This window comes from Janibacter sp. UYMM211, from assembly GCF_040547045.1.
Classification (GTDB): Bacteria; Actinomycetota; Actinomycetes; order Actinomycetales; family Dermatophilaceae; genus Marihabitans; species Marihabitans melonis.
Genome location: NZ_JBEPOY010000003.1, coordinates 353,858 through 370,676, shown reverse-complemented (window position 1 = coordinate 370,676; position 16,819 = coordinate 353,858). Strand labels below are relative to the sequence as shown.

Annotated in this window: 15 protein-coding genes; 11 read left to right on the top strand and 4 right to left on the bottom strand. The window is 73.1% G+C overall.

The genetic code is table 11. The annotated features are described in order from the left end of the window. Nucleotides 1-54: 54 nt before the first annotated feature. The 3 genes from efp (at nt 55) to ABIB53_RS10945 (ending at nt 2,687) form a co-directional block, all read left to right on the top strand. A complete protein-coding gene (efp, locus tag ABIB53_RS10955; RefSeq protein ID WP_068276228.1) occupies nt 55-615 on the top strand; it encodes an elongation factor P in 561 nt (186 codons plus the stop codon). Beyond that, a complete protein-coding gene (gene nusB, locus ABIB53_RS10950) occupies nt 616-1,029 on the top strand; it encodes a transcription antitermination factor NusB (protein ID WP_201466672.1) in 414 nt (137 codons plus the stop codon). Nucleotides 1,030-1,160: 131 nt separating this feature from the next. Continuing rightward, nucleotides 1,161-2,687 carry an AI-2E family transporter gene (locus ABIB53_RS10945; protein ID WP_354588165.1) on the top strand — a complete coding sequence of 509 codons (1,527 nt, stop codon included), beginning with the start codon at nt 1,161-1,163 and terminating at the stop codon, nt 2,685-2,687. Between the two features lie 35 nt (nt 2,688-2,722). Here the strand turns inward: ABIB53_RS10945 and ABIB53_RS10940 are convergent, their stop codons facing one another. The 4 genes from ABIB53_RS10940 to ABIB53_RS10925 form a co-directional block, all read right to left on the bottom strand. Beyond that, on the bottom strand, nt 2,723-3,571 hold the full coding sequence (locus ABIB53_RS10940; protein ID WP_354588164.1) for a MetQ/NlpA family ABC transporter substrate-binding protein: 849 nt from the start codon (nt 3,569-3,571) through the stop codon (nt 2,723-2,725). 85 nt (nt 3,572-3,656) lie between these two features. Further along, nucleotides 3,657-4,358, bottom strand: a complete 702-nt coding sequence (locus ABIB53_RS10935) for a methionine ABC transporter permease (RefSeq protein ID WP_068276216.1) — start codon at nt 4,356-4,358, stop codon at nt 3,657-3,659. Beyond that, nucleotides 4,355-5,353, bottom strand: a complete 999-nt coding sequence (locus ABIB53_RS10930; RefSeq protein ID WP_236571989.1) for a methionine ABC transporter ATP-binding protein — start codon at nt 5,351-5,353, stop codon at nt 4,355-4,357. Before ABIB53_RS10930 ends, ABIB53_RS10935 begins: the two co-directional genes overlap by 4 nt. A 114-nt stretch (nt 5,354-5,467) precedes the next feature. After that, complete coding sequence (locus ABIB53_RS10925; protein WP_354588163.1) at nt 5,468-6,424, bottom strand: pirin family protein; 957 nt, start codon at nt 6,422-6,424, stop codon at nt 5,468-5,470. 141 nt (nt 6,425-6,565) lie between these two features. Between ABIB53_RS10925 and pyrR the strand changes: the two genes are divergently transcribed. The 8 genes from pyrR to pyrF are packed head-to-tail and all read left to right on the top strand — an operon-like array spanning nt 6,566 to nt 16,800. Continuing rightward, complete coding sequence (gene pyrR / locus ABIB53_RS10920; RefSeq protein WP_068276210.1) at nt 6,566-7,156, top strand: bifunctional pyr operon transcriptional regulator/uracil phosphoribosyltransferase PyrR; 591 nt, start codon at nt 6,566-6,568, stop codon at nt 7,154-7,156. Continuing rightward, nucleotides 7,153-8,166, top strand: a complete 1,014-nt coding sequence (locus ABIB53_RS10915; protein ID WP_229298846.1) for an aspartate carbamoyltransferase catalytic subunit — start codon at nt 7,153-7,155, stop codon at nt 8,164-8,166. Before pyrR ends, ABIB53_RS10915 begins: the two co-directional genes overlap by 4 nt. Further along, a complete protein-coding gene (locus ABIB53_RS10910) occupies nt 8,163-9,482 on the top strand; it encodes a dihydroorotase (RefSeq protein WP_201466683.1) in 1,320 nt (439 codons plus the stop codon). The genes ABIB53_RS10915 and ABIB53_RS10910 overlap by 4 nt, the downstream gene beginning before the upstream one ends. Continuing rightward, complete coding sequence (gene carA / locus ABIB53_RS10905) at nt 9,479-10,657, top strand: glutamine-hydrolyzing carbamoyl-phosphate synthase small subunit (protein WP_354588162.1); 1,179 nt, start codon at nt 9,479-9,481, stop codon at nt 10,655-10,657. The genes ABIB53_RS10910 and carA overlap by 4 nt, the downstream gene beginning before the upstream one ends. Then, nucleotides 10,657-13,962 carry a carbamoyl-phosphate synthase large subunit gene (carB, locus tag ABIB53_RS10900; RefSeq protein WP_354588161.1) on the top strand — a complete coding sequence of 1,102 codons (3,306 nt, stop codon included), beginning with the start codon at nt 10,657-10,659 and terminating at the stop codon, nt 13,960-13,962. The genes carA and carB overlap by 1 nt, the downstream gene beginning before the upstream one ends. Continuing rightward, on the top strand, nt 13,959-14,870 hold the full coding sequence (locus ABIB53_RS10895) for a dihydroorotate dehydrogenase electron transfer subunit (protein WP_354588160.1): 912 nt from the start codon (nt 13,959-13,961) through the stop codon (nt 14,868-14,870). Before carB ends, ABIB53_RS10895 begins: the two co-directional genes overlap by 4 nt. Further along, nucleotides 14,870-15,895, top strand: a complete 1,026-nt coding sequence (locus ABIB53_RS10890; RefSeq protein ID WP_354588159.1) for a dihydroorotate dehydrogenase — start codon at nt 14,870-14,872, stop codon at nt 15,893-15,895. Before ABIB53_RS10895 ends, ABIB53_RS10890 begins: the two co-directional genes overlap by 1 nt. Beyond that, nucleotides 15,892-16,800 (top strand): orotidine-5'-phosphate decarboxylase, encoded by a 909-nt coding sequence (gene pyrF / locus ABIB53_RS10885; protein WP_354588158.1) that lies wholly within the window; start codon nt 15,892-15,894, stop codon nt 16,798-16,800. Before ABIB53_RS10890 ends, pyrF begins: the two co-directional genes overlap by 4 nt. Nucleotides 16,801-16,819: the final 19 nt, after the last annotated feature.

The window sequence follows — 16,819 nt, the reverse complement described above, 5'->3', positions numbered from 1 at the left end:
CCGTGCGCGGGGGCTCCTCCCGCGCGACCCCCGAGCACGAAGGCGCATCCCCACGTGGCTAGCACGAACGACCTGAAGAACGGCATGGTCCTCCGCATCGACAACCAGCTCTGGTCGGTGGTGGAGTTCCAGCACGTCAAGCCCGGCAAGGGCCCGGCCTTCGTCCGCACGAAGCTGAAGTCCGTCACGACCGGCAAGGTCGTCGACAAGACCTTCAACGCCGGCACGAAGGTCGAGACGGCCAACGTCGACAAGCGCACGATGCAGTACCTGTACAACGACGGCACCGACTACGTCTTCATGGACCCGGACACCTACGACCAGATCCCGGTCCCGCCCGAGACCGTCGGCGACGCCGCGAAGTACATGCTCGAGAACCAGGAGGCGGTCGTCGCCCGCCACGACGGCTCGGTGCTCTTCATCGAGCTGCCCGCCTCGGTCGTCCTCGAGATCACCTACACCGAGCCGGGCCTGCAGGGCGACCGCTCCACCGGTGGCACCAAGCCGGCGACCGTCGAGACCGGCGCCGAGATCGCGGTCCCGCTCTTCGTCGAGCAGGGCACGAAGATCAAGGTCGACACCCGCGACGGCAGCTACCTCGGCCGCGTGAGCTGAGTGGCGGCTCGCACCAAGGCCCGCAAGCGCGCGCTCGACCTCCTCTTCGAGGCCGAGTCGCGTGGCCTCAACGTCTCGACCCTGCTCTCGCAGCGGGTCGAGGCGCCGGTGACCGAGCACCCGCTGCCCGACTACACCCGTGAGCTCGTCGAGGGCGTCGTCGCGCACTGGAAGGACATCGACGAGCTGCTGTCGACGTACAGCCAGGGCTGGAGCGTCGAGCGCATGCCCGACGTCGACCGCGCGATCCTTCGCATCGGCACCTTCGAGGTGCTGTGGTCCGCGGACGTCCCGGAGTCGGTGGCGATCGCCGAGGCCAAGGCGCTCGCGACCGAGCTGAGCACCGACGAGTCCCCGCGCTTCGTGCACGGCCTGCTCGCCCGGATCGCCGAGGTCAAGCCGACCCTCATCTGAGGCGGGGGACCCCTCACGGGGGTCCCGACGCCCCTGCCGCAGGCCGCGCCCGACGATCCGGGCGCGGCCTGCCGCGCGTCGCGGCTCCGCGCTGGCGCATGCTGGACCCACCGACCCGACGAGGAGCACGCATGGGAGCCCACCGGGCCACCGAGCACGACGGTGACGACGTCACCGAGACCGCGCACGACGACGAGACCCGCCGCAACCCGGGGGCGCCCGACCTCGCCGCCGACACCGCGGTCGCGGCGACGGCGGGGGAGCGGACCCGCTCGATGGCCGCGCCCGGCACCGAGCGCCCGCCCCTGCCGGGCATGGAGGACACGACCAACCGCGGCGTCGACCGCGGGGTGATCATCGGCCAGGGGCTCGCAGCCCTCGCCCGCTGGTCCGTGCGCGGCATCGTCGTCGTCCTCGCGCTCGCCGGCTTCCTCTACCTGCTCGGCCGGGTGTGGGTGGGGGTCTTCCCGCTCGTCCTCGCGCTGCTCGTCACGACCGTCCTGTGGCCCCCGACCGCCTGGTTGCGCCGGCACGGGGTGCCGGCGGCGCTGTCGGCCATCATCGTGCTGCTCGGCTCGCTGGCGGTCTTCGCCGGCGTCATCGCGGCCATCGCGCCCTCGCTCGTCGACCAGTCCGGCGAGGTCGCGAGCGCCGCGAGCGGCGGGCTCACCGAGCTGCAGGACCGGCTCGGCGCCCCGCCCTTCAACGTCGACAGCACGACGGTCGACGAGCTGGTCTCGCAGGCCCAGGAGTGGCTGCGGGCGCGCTCGGGCGACATCGCGTCCGGCGTCTTCACCGGGGTGAGCGTCGTCGGCAACGCCCTCGTCACCCTGGCCCTCGTCCTCGTCCTCGTCTTCTTCTTCCTCAAGGACGGGCCGAACTTCCTCCCCTTCGTGCGCCGCGTCTCCGGCCGCACCGCCGGTCGCCACCTCACCGAGGTCTCGGTCCGGTCCTGGTACACGTTGAGCGGCTTCATCCGCACCCAGGCGATCGTCTCGGCGGTCGACGCCGTGCTCATCGGCACCGGTCTCGTCGTCATGCAGGTGCCGCTCGCCTTCGCGCTGGCCGTCCTCACCTTCTTCGGCGGCTTCGTGCCGATCATCGGTGCGGTGACCGCGGGCGCGCTCGCCGTGCTCGTTGCGCTCGTCTCGCAGGGCCTGACGACCGCGCTCGTCGTGCTCGCCATCGTCCTGGCCGTCCAGCAGCTCGAGGGCAACGTCCTGCAGCCGCTGCTCCAGGGGCGCTCGATGCAGCTGCACGCCGGCGTCATCCTCCTCGCCGTCGCCGCGGGCAGCACCCTCTTCGGCATCGTCGGGGCCTTCCTCGCCGTGCCCGTCATCGCGACCGTCGCGGTCGTCATGCGCTACATCAGCGAGCAGGTCGACCTGCGCACCGGCGACCTCCATGCCGACGAGGTGCCCGTGGCGACCAAGGACGGAGAGATCTCCGCCCGTCAGGGCGAGCTGGCCGCCGCGGGATACGTCGACCAGCCCGACGCGACGACCCTCGCCGAGGAGCTCACGGCAGCGCGTGAGGCACAGGACGAGGGTCGTCGGGGTCGGTCGGGCGTCGGCTCGCGGCTGGCCCGCACCGTGCGCTCGGCCCGCCAGGCCTGGCGCGAGGACGAGAGCCGCGCGGGGTCCGGCGCGAGCAGCTAGCGGCTGAGCAGGCCGGAGCTCAGCAGGCCGGGAGCTCAGTAGGCCGGGAGCACCGAGCCGTCGGACCAGGTGTCCTCGATGTACTTCTTCACCTCGGGGGAGTGCAGGAGGGTGTCGAGCTCCTTGAGGGCCGGGTTGTCCTCCTGGCCGGCCTGCACGGTGAGGAAGTTCGCGTAGACGTTGCCCTCGGCCTTCTCGACGAGCAGGGCGTCCTTCGTCGGGCTGAGTTCGGCCTCGATGGCGTAGTTGCCGTTGATGACCGAGGCGTCGAGGTCGTCGAGCGAGCGCACGAGCTGGGCCGGGTCGGTCTGCTTGAACTCGAGGTTCTTCGGGTTCTCGTCGACGTCGTAGAGCGTGGCCGACGTCGCGTCGACCCCGTCCTTGAGCGTGATGAGGTCGGCGTCGGCGAGCAGCTGGAGCGCGCGGCCCTGGTTCGACGGGTCGTTGTTGATGCCGATCTGGGCGCCGTCGGGCAGGTCCTTCACGTCCTCGACCGAGGTGCTGTACAGCGCGAAGGGCTCGTAGTGGATGCCCTCGAAGTGCGCGAAGTCGTAGCCGCGGTCCTTGACCTGCGCCTCGTAGTACGGCAGGTGCTGGAAGTAGTTCGCGTCGAGCGTGCCCTCGGAGAGCTGGACGTTGGGCTGGACGTAGTCGTCGAAGACGGTGATGTCGAGGTCGAGCTTCGCGTCGGGGGCGAGCTCCTCGTCGACGTACTCGAGGATCTTCGCGTGCGGGGTCGAGCTCGCGCCGACGGTGAGCGTCGTGACGCCGTCGGAGCCGGCGGCCGGGCCCTCGGCGTCGTCGCTGCCCGCGCCGCAGGCGCTGAGCGCCAGGGCGGCGCCAGCGGTCAGGGCGAGCAGGCGGGTGGTGCGGGAGGCGGTCATCGTCGTGCCTTTCGAGGAGATGGGTGTGGCGAAGGGGTGGACGCGGCGCTGCGTCCCGGGAGCCCGGCCCGGGGGCCGGGGCAGGTCAGCGGTGGTCGACCCGGCGGGCGAGCGCGTCGCCGAGCATCTGGACGAGCTGGACGAGCACGAGGAGCAGGACGACGCAGGCGATCATCACGTCGGACTCGAAGCGGTTGTAGCCGTACGTCATGGCGACGGCGCCGAGTCCACCGGCGCCGATCGCGCCGGCCATCGCGGTGTAGCCGATGAGCGCGATGACGGTCGTCGTCATGCCGGCGACGAGCCCGGGGCGGGCCTCGGCGAGGAGCACCTTGCGGGTGAGCTCCCAGCGGGTGGCGCCCATCATCGTCGCGGCCTCGACGGTCCCGCCGCTCACCTCGCGCAGAGAGGTCTCGACGAGCCGGGCGTAGAAGGGGATGGCCCCGATCGTCAGCGGCACGCACGCGGCCTGCCAGCCCACGGTCGTCCCGACGAGGAGCCGGGTGAGCGGGATGATCGAGATCATGAGGATGAGGAAGGGCAACGAGCGGCCGACGTTGACGACCGCGCCGACGGCCCGGTGGACCGCGGGGCTCGGGCTGATCCCGCCCGGCGAGGTCTGGTGGAGCAGCACGCCGACGGGGATGCCGACGAGCGCGGTGAGCAGCGCGGCGACACCGGTCATCGCGAGGGTCTCCCACGTCGCGGTGAGCAGCCCCTCGCGGATGACGGGGTTGTCGAGCCAGCGGCCGTCCTCGAGCGGGACGAGGGCGAGAGCAGGGGTCATGCCCGGGCCTCCTGCAGGGTGCGCTCGGCGAGGTCGCGGTCGCTGCCGACGGGCAGCAGCAGGCGAGCCCGGCCGAGGGTGACGTCGTCGATCGTCTCGATCGTCGCGGCGTGGACGCGCGCGGGCATGCCCGCGGCACGCAGGGTGGTGAGGGCCTGCTCGAGCTCGTCGGGCCCGCCGTGCCCGAGGGTGACCTCGACGACGCGGTCGGCCTCGTCGGCCGCGGGCACTGGCAGGGGCAGCAGGTCGCGGTGGACCTGCGTGGCGGGGTCGGCGGCGAGCGCGGCGATGGGACCGCTCTCGGTGACCCGGCCGTCCTGGAGCACGGTGACGACGTCGCAGATCTCGCGCACGACGGAGGGCTCGTGGGTGATGACGACGACGGTGATGCCGAGCTCGTCGCGCAGGTCGGACAGCAGCGCGAGCACCGAGCGGGTGGTCGCGGAGTCGAGCGCCGAGGTCGGCTCGTCGCAGATGAGGATGTCGGGCCGGGTGGCGAGCGCGCGGGCGATGCCGACGCGCTGCTGCTGCCCGCCGGAGAGCTGCGCTGGGTAGCTGTCGCCGCGGCCCGCGAGCCCGACGAGCTCGAGCAGCTCGGCGACCCGCGTGGCCCGCTCGGCCGCCGGACGCCCGGCGATCTCGAGCGGGAGGGCGATGTTCTGCGCCGCGGTGCGCGAGGAGAGCAGGTTCGCGTGCTGGAAGACCATGCCGAAGCGCCGGCGGAAGGCGCGCAGCTCACCGCCCCGCAGCCCGGCGACGTCCGTGCCGTCGAGGTCGACGTGACCAGAGGTCGGCGTCTCCAGACCGGTGATCGTGCGGATGAGGGTGGACTTGCCGGCGCCGGAGCGGCCGATGATCCCGTGGATGGAGCCGCGGTCGACGGTGAGGTCGATGTCGTCGAGCGCCCGGACCTCCCCGGCCCGGGTGCTGAAGCTCTTGCTCAGGGACCGCAGCCGCAGCAGCGGCGTCGGGCTCGGCGTGGGTGTCTCGATCACGAGAGACATAATGCGGCGTTATGGGTTCCAGAACCAAATCGGGGGTTGACACGCCCGCTCGTCCGTGGGTGTAGGTCGGGAGGTGCCCGCCGCGCGGCGCCGCGGAGGTGGTGCTCAGGCGGGCAGCCGGCCCCGGCGGTTCCTCGCCCGCAGTCGTACGGGTGGCAGCGGGGGTGCCGGGATGCGCGTGCGCTCGCCGTCGTACCCCGGGACGGTGCCGAACTGCTCCGAGCCCGCCTCGTAGGCCTCGCGGTAGGCGACGACCTCGTCGTGGGTGCGCCCGACGAAGTTCCACCACATGACGACCTCCTCCTCGAAGGGGGTGCCGCCGATGAGGACGAGCCGGGCACCGCTGTCGCCGGCGACGAGACGCACCGAGCGGGGGCCCGGGTCGAGGCAGGCCAGGTCGGCGGGCGAGAGCGCGACCCCGTCGACGCCCACCTCGCCCTCGTCGAGGAGCACGCCGTGCTCGAAGGCGGTGTCTACGGCGAGGTCGAGCGCGGCACCCGGGGCGAGGTCGAGCTGGGCGCCGAGCAGCGGGGTGCTCGTGCGCACGGGGGAGACGTCGACGCCGGGCAGGGTGCCGAGGAAGACGAGCGCCGTGCCGGCGCCGCCGGGCAGCGGGACCGCCTCCGGGGCGTGGTGCTCGAAGCCGCGCCCGCCGTGCCGGTCGGCGTCGGGCAGGGCGACCCAGAGCTGGACGCCGTGGAGGCGCTCCGACTCGTCGGTGCTCACCTCGGAGTGGGCGATGCCGGACCCGGCGGTCATGAGGTTGACCTCGCCGGGCAGGACCCGGGCGCTCACACCGGCGCTGTCGTCGTGCTGCACGACGCCCTCGAAGAGCCAGGACACGGTCTGCAGGCCGGTGTGCGGGTGCGGGGGCACGTCCATGACGCGCTCCCCGGGCCCGACGGGGACCGGGCCGTAGTGGTCGACGAAGCACCACGCCCCGACGAAGGAGCGGTCGCGGTGGGGGAGCGTGCGGCGCACGGTGAGGGCGCGCTGGCCGCCCAGGGGGACCTCGCGGCCCGCGAGCACCTGGACGTGCCCCGTCTCGTCCTCGCCTGCCATGTCCTCAGGGTAGGCCCCGGGCCCGGGCGTCCCTCGATCCGGACCAGGTCGTGGGCAGGGCGCCGGACGTCCTAGAGTGGCTCGCGACCGACATCCTTTAACCGCTGTCCTGTGAGGCAGGCAAGGAGGTCTGAGGCACTGATGTGTCCTGACACCGCACGACCCGGTCCGGCGAGCGACCCCGGACCCCCCGACGGCCGCGAGGTCCTCTCCGAGGACGACGTCGCCCGGGCCCTCAAGCGCATCGCGCACGAGATCATCGAGCACAACCGCGGGGCCGAGGGTCTCGTCCTGCTCGGCATCCCCAGCCGCGGCGTCGAGCTGGCCCGCCGGCTCGCCGCGCTCGTCACCGAGGTCGAGGGCAGCCCCGTGGCCTGCGGCTCGCTGGACGTGACGATGTACCGCGACGACCTGCGCGCCCAGCCGACCCGCGCCCCGGCCCAGACCCAGATCCCCGCCGGCGGCATCGACGGGCGCACCGTCGTGCTCGTCGACGACGTCCTGTACTCGGGGCGCACCGTGCGTGCGGCGCTCGACGCGCTCGCCGACTACGGCCGGCCGCGCACCGTGCGTCTCGCCGCGCTCGTCGACCGCGGCCACCGCGAGCTGCCGATCCGGGCCGACCACGTCGGCAAGAACCTGCCGACCTCGCACACCGAGCGCGTCGCCGTCCGGCTGCGCGGGTACGACGGCGTCGCCGACTCCGTGACGATCCGAGGAGGAGCCCGATGACCCGTCACCTGCTGTCCGTCGCCGACCTCGACACCGCGGGCGTGCGAGAGCTGCTCGACACGGCCGCCGAGATGCACCTGGTGCAGCGCCGCGAGGTCAAGAAGATCCCGACCCTGCGCGGCCGGACCGTCATCAACCTCTTCTTCGAGGACAGCACCCGGACCCGCTCCTCCTTCGAGATCGCGGGCAAGTGGATGTCGGCCGACACGATCAACATCACCGGCAAGGGCTCCTCGACGAGCAAGGGCGAGTCGCTGCGCGACACGACGATGACCATCGCCTCGATGGGCGTCGACGCCATCGTCATGCGCCACCACGCCTCCGGGGCGGCCCACCAGGTCGCCCGCTGGCTCGACGAGCTCGGCACCGGGACGAGCGTCATCAACGCCGGCGACGGCACGCACGAGCACCCGACCCAGGCACTGCTCGACGCGTACACGGTCGAGCAGCGGCTCGGCTCGCTCGAGGGGCGCCACGTCGCGATCGTCGGCGACGTCACCCACAGCCGGGTCTTCCGCTCCAACCTCGTGAGCCTGCGCCTGCTCGGCGCCCGCGTCACCGTCGTCGCCCCGCCGACGCTCATGCCGAGCGGTGCCCGGGCATGGGCCGAGCGCGACGGCTTCGCGCTGAGCCACGACCTCGACGCGGTGCTCGCCGGGACGCACGCCCCCGTGCCCGACGTGCTCATGATGCTGCGCGTGCAGCACGAGCGGATGAGCGGCGGGTACTTCCCGACACCGCGCGAGTACACCGTCGGCTACGGCCTGACCCGCGACCGCCTCGCGACCTTCACCGCGGCCAGCCCGGAGGGCGTCATCTGCCACCCGGGTCCGATGAACCGCGGTCTGGAGATCGCGGCCGACGCCGCCGACGCGGCGAGCTCGCTCGTCCTCGACCAGGTGAGCGCCGGCGTCGCGGTGCGGATGAGCGTCCTGTACCACCTGCTGGCCTCGGGAGAGGGCGATGTCCTGAGGCGCGAGGGACGAGCCTCGAAGGGAGCTGCGGCATGAGCCTGCTCGTCACAGGGGCCCGCCTGCTCGACGGCCCCGCCCAGGACCTCTTCGTCGAGGACGGCCGCATCGCCGCCCTCGGAGCCCGGGCCGGTGAGGCCGCGCGGGCCGCGGAGGACGTCGAGGTGCTCGACGCCGACGGCCTGCACGTCCTGCCGGGCCTGGTCGACCTGCACACCCACCTGCGCGAGCCGGGACGCGAGGACGCCGAGACGATCGCGACCGGGTCCGCCGCGGCGGCCGCGGGCGGCTTCACGGCGATCCTCGCCATGGCCAACACCTCGCCGGTCACCGACACCGCCGAGGCCGCCGAGCGCGTCCTCGACCTCGGCCGCGCGGCCGGTCTCGTCGACGTCCAGCCGATCGGCGCGGTGACGAAGGGGCTCGACGGCCACGAGCTCGCCGAGCTCGGCCTGATGCACCGCTCCCGCGCCGGTGTCACCGTCTTCTCCGACGACGGGCGGTGCGTCGCCGACGCCCGCGTCATGCGTCGCGCGCTCGAGTACGTCCGCGCCTTCGACGGCGTCGTCTCGCAGCACAGCCAGGACCCGGAGCTCGCCGGGGCGTCGGCGTGCTGCCACGAGGGCGAGCTGTCCGGACGGCTCGGGCTGCCCGGCTGGCCGGCGGCGGCCGAGGCGAGCATCATCGCCCGCGACGCCCAGCTCGCGCTCCTCACCGGCAGCCGGGTGCACGTCGCCCACGTCTCGACCGCCGAGGGCCTCGAGGTCGTGCGCTGGGCCAAGGCCCGCGGCGCCCGGATGACCGCCGAGGTCACGCCGCACCACCTGCTGCTGACGACCGACCTGCTGAGCGGCTACGACCCCGTGTACAAGGTCAACCCGCCGCTGCGCCCCGACGAGGACGTCGCGGCGCTGCGCGAGGGCCTGGCCGACGGCACGATCGACGCCGTGGCCACCGACCACGCCCCGCACGCCCGGCACGACAAGGAGCACGCCTTCGTCGACGCCGCCTTCGGGATGACCGGGCTGGAGACCGCCTTCGCGGTCGTCCACGACGTCATGGTGCGCCAGGGGAGCATGGACCTCGCGGGCCTGGCCCGCGTCATGTCGAGCGCACCGGCCCGCATCGCCGGTCTCGCCGAGCACGGCGGCGAGCTCGTCGTCGGGGCGCCGGCGCACCTCGCGCTCGTCGACCCGGGCGCCACGGTCACCGTCGACCGTGCCGCGACGGCCTCGCTCTCGCGCAACACGCCCTTCCACGGGCGCACCCTCACCGGCTCCGTCGTCGCGACGGTGCTGCGCGGTGCGCTCACCCGCACCAGTCCCGACCGCACGACCACGAAGGTGACCGCATGACGACCCGTACCGACCGGCAGCCCGCCCTCCTCGTCCTCGAGGACGGCCGCACCTTCGCCGGCGACGCCTACGGCGCGGTGGGCGAGACCGTCGGCGAGGCCGTCTTCTCCACCGGCATGACCGGCTACCAGGAGACCCTCACCGACCCGAGCTACCACCGCCAGGTCGTCGTCATGACGGCCCCGCACGTCGGCAACACCGGCTGGAACGACGAGGACGACGAGTCCACCCGGATCTGGGTGAGCGGCTACGTCGTGCGCGACCCCGCGATCCGCCCGAGCAGCTGGCGCAGCCGCCGCAGCCTCGGCGACGAGCTCGCGACGCAGGGCGTCGTCGGCATCAGCGGCATCGACACCCGCGCCCTGACCCGGCACCTGCGCGAGCGCGGCGCGATGCGCGTCGGCATCTTCTCCGGCGAGTCCCTCGCCGGCACCGAGGAGCTGCTGCAGCGCGTCCAGGACGCGCCGCAGATGACCGGCGCGGCCCTGGCCGCCGAGGTCGCGACCGCCGAGCCCTACGTCGTCGAGGCGAAGGGGGAGAAGCGCTTCACCGTCGCGGCCATCGACCTCGGCATCAAGTCGATGACCCCCGAGCTCATGGCGCAGCGCGGCATGGAGGTCCACGTCCTGCCCGCGACGACCCCCTTCGAGCGGGTCCGTGAGATCGCGCCCGACGGGGTCTTCTTCTCCAACGGACCCGGCGACCCCGCCGCGGCCACCCATGAGATCGAGCTGCTCCGCGAGGTGCTCGACGCGGGGATCCCGTACTTCGGCATCTGCTTCGGCAACCAGCTCTTCGGCCGGGCGCTGGGCTTCGGCACCTACAAGCTCAAGTACGGCCACCGCGGCATCAACCAGCCGGTCATGGACCGCTCGACCGGCAAGGTCGAGGTGACGGCGCACAACCACGGCTTCGCCGTCGACGCCCCCCTCGACGGGGCGACGGACACCCCCTTCGGCTCGGCCACCGTGAGCCACGTCTGCCTCAACGACGACGTCGTCGAGGGCTTAGAGCTACGCAGTGCTGCGGGCCGGTTGCTCGCCTTCTCCGTCCAGTACCACCCCGAGGCGGCCGCCGGCCCGCACGACGCGGCCTACCTCTTCGACCGCTTCGTCGACCTGCTGAGCTCGAGCAGCGACGCCACCCCCACCACCGACCAGGAGACCCACGCCTGATGCCCAAGCGCGACGACATCCGCAGCGTCCTCGTCATCGGCTCCGGCCCGATCGTCATCGGTCAGGCCTGCGAGTTCGACTACTCCGGCACCCAGGCCTGCCGCGTCCTGCGCGAGGAGGGCATCCGCGTCATCCTCGTCAACTCCAACCCGGCGACGATCATGACCGACCCGGAGTTCGCCGACGCGACCTACGTCGAGCCGATCACGCCCGAGGTCGTCGAGGCGATCATCGAGCGCGAGCGCCCCGACGCGGTCCTGGCCACCCTCGGCGGCCAGACCGCCCTCAACACCGCGATCGCCCTGCACGACGCGGGCGTCCTCGAGCGCTACGGCTGCCCGCTCATCGGCGCCAACGTCGAGGCCATCGAGCTCGGCGAGGACCGCGAGCGCTTCAAGGGCGTCGTCGAGCGCGTCGGCGGCGAGTCCGCCCGCTCGCAGATCTGCCACACGATGGACGAGTGCCTCGCGGCCGTCGACGGCCTCGGCGGCTACCCCGTCGTCGTGCGCCCGTCCTTCACCATGGGCGGGCTCGGCTCCGGCTTCGCCTACGACGAGACCGACCTGCGCCGCATCGCCGGTGCCGGTCTGCAGTACAGCCCGGTCACCGAGGTCCTCCTCGAGGAGTCGATCCTCGGCTGGAAGGAGTACGAGCTCGAGGTCATGCGCGACCACGCCGACAACGTCGTCGTCGTGTGCTCGATCGAGAACCTCGACCCCATGGGCGTGCACACCGGTGACTCCATCACCGTCGCGCCCGCGCTCACCCTCACCGACCGCGAGTACCAGCGCCTGCGCGACATCGGCATCGCCGTCATCCGCGAGGTCGGCGTCGAGACCGGTGGCTGCAACATCCAGTTCGCCGTCAACCCCGCCGACGGCCGGATCATCGTCATCGAGATGAACCCCCGCGTCTCGCGCTCCTCGGCGCTGGCGAGCAAGGCGACCGGCTTCCCGATCGCCAAGATCGCGGCGAAGATGGCCATCGGCTACACCCTCGACGAGGTCCCCAACGACATCACCGCCGAGACGCCGGCCTCCTTCGAGCCCTCGCTCGACTACGTCGTCGTCAAGGTGCCGCGCTTCGCCTTCGAGAAGTTCCCGGCCGCCGACCCCACGCTGACGACGACGATGAAGTCCGTCGGCGAGGCGATGTCGATCGGGCGCTGCTTCACCGAGGCGCTGCAGAAGGCGCTGCGCTCGATGGAGCGCTCGGGCGCCGCCTTCCACTGGGACGGCGACCAGCCCAGCCTCGAGCGCGGGCGCGAGATGCTCGACGAGGCGCGCACGCCCACCGACGGCCGTCTCGTCCTCGTCCAGCAGGCGATGCGCGCCGGCTGCGGCGTCGAGGAGGTCCACGACGCGACGAAGATCGACCCGTGGTTCCTCGACCAGATCGCCCTCATCAACGAGGTCGCGCAGGAGGTCCACGACGCCGACCAGCTGACCGCCGAGGTGCTCGCCGAGGCCAAGCGCCACGGCTTCTCCGACGGCCAGGTCGCCCGCCTGCGCCGGATGCCCGAGCAGGTCGTGCGCGGCGTGCGCCACGCCCTCGGCGTGCGCCCGGTCTACAAGACGGTCGACACGTGCGCGGCGGAGTTCGCCGCCCGCACGCCGTACTACTACTCCGCCTACGACGAGGAGGACGAGGTCGAGCCCCGCGAGCGCGAGGCCGTCATCATCCTCGGCTCGGGGCCGAACCGGATCGGCCAGGGCGTCGAGTTCGACTACTCCTGCGTCCACGCGAGCTTCGCCCTGCGCGAGGCCGGCTACGACACGGTGATGGTCAACTGCAACCCCGAGACGGTCTCGACCGACTACGACACGAGCAGCCGGCTGTACTTCGAGCCCCTGACCCTCGAGGACGTCCTCGAGGTCATCCACGCGGAGACCCAGGCCGGGCCCGTCGCCGGCGTCATCGTCCAGCTCGGCGGGCAGACCCCGCTCGGCCTGGCGCAGGCGCTCAAGGACGAGGGCGTGCCGGTCGTCGGCACCTCGCCGGAGGCCATCGACCTCGCCGAGGACCGGGGCCACTTCGGCCGCGTGCTCGCCGAGGCCGGGCTCAACGCCCCCAAGCACGGCACCGCCTTCAGCGCCGACGAGGCCGTGACGATCGCCGACGAGATCGGCTACCCGGTCCTCGTGCGCCCGAGCTACGTCCTCGGCGGGCGCGGCATGGAGATCGTCTACGACGACGAGACCCTCTCGGAGTACGTCACCCGCGCGGCGATCGCCAGCCCGGAGCACCCGATCCTCGTCGACCGCTTCCTCGACGACGCCATCGAGATCGACGTCGACGCCCTCTACGACGGCGAGGAGATGTACCTCGGCGGGATCATGGAGCACATCGAGGAGGCCGGGATCCACTCCGGCGACTCCAGCTGCACCCTGCCGCCGGCGACCCTCGGCGAGAGCGAGCTGCGCCGCGTGCGCGAGGCGACCCTCGCCCTGGCGAAGGGGATCGGGGTGCGCGGCCTGATGAACGTCCAGTTCGCGCTCGCCCAGGACGTCCTCTACGTCCTCGAGGCCAACCCGCGGGCCAGCCGCACCGTCCCCTTCGTCGCCAAGGCCACCGGTGTCCCGGTCGCCAAGGCCGCGGCCCGCGTCATGCTCGGCGCGAGCATCGCGCAGCTGCGCGACGAGGGCATGCTGCCCCGGCACACCGACGGCGGCTCGATGCCGGCCCACGCGCCGATGTCGGTCAAGGAGGCGGTCCTGCCCTTCAAGCGCTTCCGCACCCGTGAGGGCGACGTCGTCGACAGCCTGCTCGGCCCGGAGATGCGCTCGACCGGCGAGGTCATGGGCATCGACACCGACTTCGGCGCCGCCTTCATGAAGAGCCAGCTCGGCTCGCTGAGCACGGGGCTGCCCACCTCGGGCCGGGTCTTCGTCTCCGTCGCCAACCGCGACAAGCGGGCGATGATCTTCCCCGTCAAGCGCCTGCGCGACCTCGGCTTCACCATCGTCGCGACGGCGGGCACCGCCGAGGTGCTGCGCCGCAACGGCCTCGAGGCCGAGGTGGCCCGCAAGCACAGCGAGCGCACCGAGGGCGAGCCCGGCATCGTCGAGCAGATCCTCGCCGGCGAGATCGAGATGGTCTTCAACACCCCTTCGGGCCAGGACGCGCGGGCCGACGGCTACGCGATCCGTGCGGCGACCACCGCGATGGACAAGCCGATCGTCACGACCGTGCAGCAGCTCGGCGCCGCGGTCCAGGCCATCGAGGCGCGCATCCACGGCGAGCTGCGGGTCAAGCCGCTGCAGGAGCACGCGGCCGACCTCGACCTCTACGGGGCGAAGGGATGAGCACCGGCTCGATCGGCGCCGAGGCGGCCCGTCCGGGCGCCGGGGTGGTGCAGGTCGAGGCCGAGGTCATCGCCAACCAGCGGGTCGGGGCGTACCACCACCTCACGGTGGTGGCGCCCGGGCTGCCCGAGCTGGCCCGGCCGGGGCACTTCGTCGCGCTCGCGGTCGGGGGCACGCACTCGTCGATGCTGCTGCGCCGCAGCTTCTCCATCCACCGGGTGAGCCCGCGCGGCACGTACGGCCCGACCGTCGAGGTCGTCGTCGCCGCGCACGGGCCCGGCACCGAGGAGATCGTCGGGCTGCCGGTCGGGGCGCACGTCAACGTCATCGGCCCGCTCGGCCGGCCCTTCCCGGTGCCCAGCACCCCGGTCGCCTGCGTGCTCGTCGGCGGCGGGTACGGCTCGGCCCCGCTCTTCTGGCTCGCCGAGGTGCTCCGCGAGCGCGGCTGCCACGTCGAGGTCGTCCTCGGCGCGGCGAGCGCGGACCGGCTCTTCGGGGTCGTCCAGGCCCGCCGGGTCGCCGACGGCGTGAGCGTCACGACCGACGATGGCTCCGCCGGGACGAAGGGGTGGGTGAGCGACGTCCTGCCCGAGATCATCACGCGCACGGGCGCCTCGGTCGTCTACGGCTGCGGCCCCATGGGCATGCTGCGCTCGCTGCACGAGATCGCGCAGGAGCACGGCGCCGTCGCCCAGGTGGCGGTGGAGGAGGCCATGGCGTGCGGCATCGGCATCTGCATGACGTGCGTCATGCCGGTGCGCGACGACGACGGGGTCACCTCGATGGTCCGCTCGTGCGTCGAGGGCCCGGTCTTCCGCGGCGACCGGGTGCGGTGGGACGCCTTCGTCGACGGGCGCTGCCTCGTGCCGTCCGACGCCGTCGGCGCCCCGCAGGAGGTGGTGCGCTGATGGGTCACGACATCCACGAGGACGCTCAGGAGGAGCTCGCGCCGGTCGCGACGGCGCGCCCCGGTGCCTCCGTCGACATGTCCGTCGACCTCGCGGGGGTGCGGCTGCCGAGCCCGATGATGACGGCCTCCGGCTGCGCGGCCAACGGCCGGGAGATGCACCGCTTCGTCGACGTCGCCGAGCTCGGCGCCTTCGTGACGAAGTCGGTCAAGCTCGGTGCCGTCAGCGGGCGCGGGACGCCCCGCATGGCCGAGACCGACTCGGGCATGCTCAACAGCATCGGGCTCCAGGGCCCGGGGGTGCAGGCCTTCGTCGAGCGCGACCTCGCCTGGCTGCACTCGGTCGGGGCGCGGGTCGTCGTCTCGGTCGCCGGGTCGACGGCGAGCGAGTTCGCCGCCGTCGCTCGCACGGTGTGCCGCTCGCCCTACGCCTCGGCGGTCGCGGCGATCGAGGTCAACATCTCCTGCCCGAACGTCGCCAACCGCGGGCTCGTCTTCGCGTGCGACCCGGTGAGCTCGCACAAGGTGCTCACCCTCGTGCGCGAGGAGGTGCCGCGCGGCATCCCCATGCTCGCCAAGCTCAGCCCCGACGTCACCGACATCACCGAGATCGCGGCGGCCGTGCTGCGGGCCGGTGCCCACGGGCTGACGATGATCAACACCCTGCTCGGGGTCGTCATCGACCCGGTCCGGCTGCGCCCCCACCTCGCGGGCACGACCGGCGGCCTGTCCGGGCCGGCGATCCGTCCCGTCGCGGTCCGCGCGATCTGGCAGGTCACCGCCGCGATGCGCGACGGGCGCATCCCCACGGTGCCGGTCGTCGGCGCCGGTGGGGTGCGCACCGGGGCGGACGCCCTCGAGCTCGTCGCCGCCGGCGCGAGCGGGATCCAGGTCGGCACCGCCGCCTTCAACGACCCGACCGCCCCGGTGCGCGTCGGGCACGAGCTCGCCGCCGACCTCGAGCGGCGCGGGATCACCCGCCTCGCCGACGTCGTCGGCATCGCCCACGACGGAGGACTGGGATGAGCGAGACGGCGACCACGGCCTTCGGGGTGCGGCTGCAGGCCGCGATGGCGGAGCACGGACCGTTGTGCGCGGGGATCGACCCGCACCGCTCGCTCGTCGAGTCGTGGGGGCTCACCTACGACTACGCCGGCGTCGAGCGCTTCGCCCTCACCTGCGTCGAGGCCTTCGGGGGAGCGGTGGCGGCGGTCAAGCCGCAGTCGGCCTTCTTCGAGGTCTTCGGCAGCCGGGGCGTCGCCCTGCTCGAGCGCGTGCTCGACGAGCTGCGCGCCGCGGGCACGCTGAGCGTCCTCGACGTCAAGCGCGGCGACATCGGCACGACGGTCGACGCCTACGGCGAGGCCTTCCTCGGCACGCACGCCCCCTCGCCGGCCGACGCGATCACCCTCAGCCCCTACCTCGGCTACGAGTCGCTGCGCCCCGCGATCGACCTCGCCGTGCAGACCGGCCGCGGGGTCTTCGTCCTCGCGCTCACCTCCAACCCCGAGGGCGCGAGCGTGCAGCACGCCCGCGACGCGGCCGGTCGCTCCGTCGCGGCCGGTGTCGCGCAGGGCGCGGCCGGGGACAACGCCGCCGCGCGCTCACGGGGTGAGCTGGGCAGCGTCGGCCTCGTCGTCGGCGCCACCGTCGGCGACGCCGTGCGCGAGCTGGGGGTCGACCTGCCCGGGTCCGGCGCGCCGCTGCTGGCACCCGGTCTGGGGGCCCAGGGCGCGACCGCCGCGGACGTGCGGCGGGTCTTCGCCGGTGCCCTCGGGCAGGTGCTCGCGTCGAGCAGCCGCGACGTGCTCTCGGCCGGCCCGGACGTCGCCTCCCTTCGTGCCCGCGCCCGCTCGGTGGCTGCCTCGGTGGCCGAGGTCGTCGCCGATGACGAGGTGGCCGACGGCGTCCTGGGCGCGGGCGGCGAGTAGCATCCGACCCATCCCTCGT

Coding starts and splice junctions, on each gene's coding strand:
- ABIB53_RS10945 (WP_354588165.1), top strand. CDS start 1,161: ATGGGAGCCCACCGGGCCACCGAGCACGACGGTGACGACGTCACCGAG.
- ABIB53_RS10940 (WP_354588164.1), bottom strand. CDS start 3,571: ATGACCGCCTCCCGCACCACCCGCCTGCTCGCCCTGACCGCTGGCGCC.
- ABIB53_RS10935 (WP_068276216.1), bottom strand. CDS start 4,358: ATGACCCCTGCTCTCGCCCTCGTCCCGCTCGAGGACGGCCGCTGGCTC.
- ABIB53_RS10925 (WP_354588163.1), bottom strand. CDS start 6,424: ATGGCAGGCGAGGACGAGACGGGGCACGTCCAGGTGCTCGCGGGCCGC.
- pyrR (WP_068276210.1), top strand. CDS start 6,566: ATGTGTCCTGACACCGCACGACCCGGTCCGGCGAGCGACCCCGGACCC.
- ABIB53_RS10915 (WP_229298846.1), top strand. CDS start 7,153: ATGACCCGTCACCTGCTGTCCGTCGCCGACCTCGACACCGCGGGCGTG.
- ABIB53_RS10910 (WP_201466683.1), top strand. CDS start 8,163: ATGAGCCTGCTCGTCACAGGGGCCCGCCTGCTCGACGGCCCCGCCCAG.
- carA (WP_354588162.1), top strand. CDS start 9,479: ATGACGACCCGTACCGACCGGCAGCCCGCCCTCCTCGTCCTCGAGGAC.
- carB (WP_354588161.1), top strand. CDS start 10,657: ATGCCCAAGCGCGACGACATCCGCAGCGTCCTCGTCATCGGCTCCGGC.
- ABIB53_RS10895 (WP_354588160.1), top strand. CDS start 13,959: ATGAGCACCGGCTCGATCGGCGCCGAGGCGGCCCGTCCGGGCGCCGGG.
- ABIB53_RS10890 (WP_354588159.1), top strand. CDS start 14,870: ATGGGTCACGACATCCACGAGGACGCTCAGGAGGAGCTCGCGCCGGTC.
- pyrF (WP_354588158.1), top strand. CDS start 15,892: ATGAGCGAGACGGCGACCACGGCCTTCGGGGTGCGGCTGCAGGCCGCG.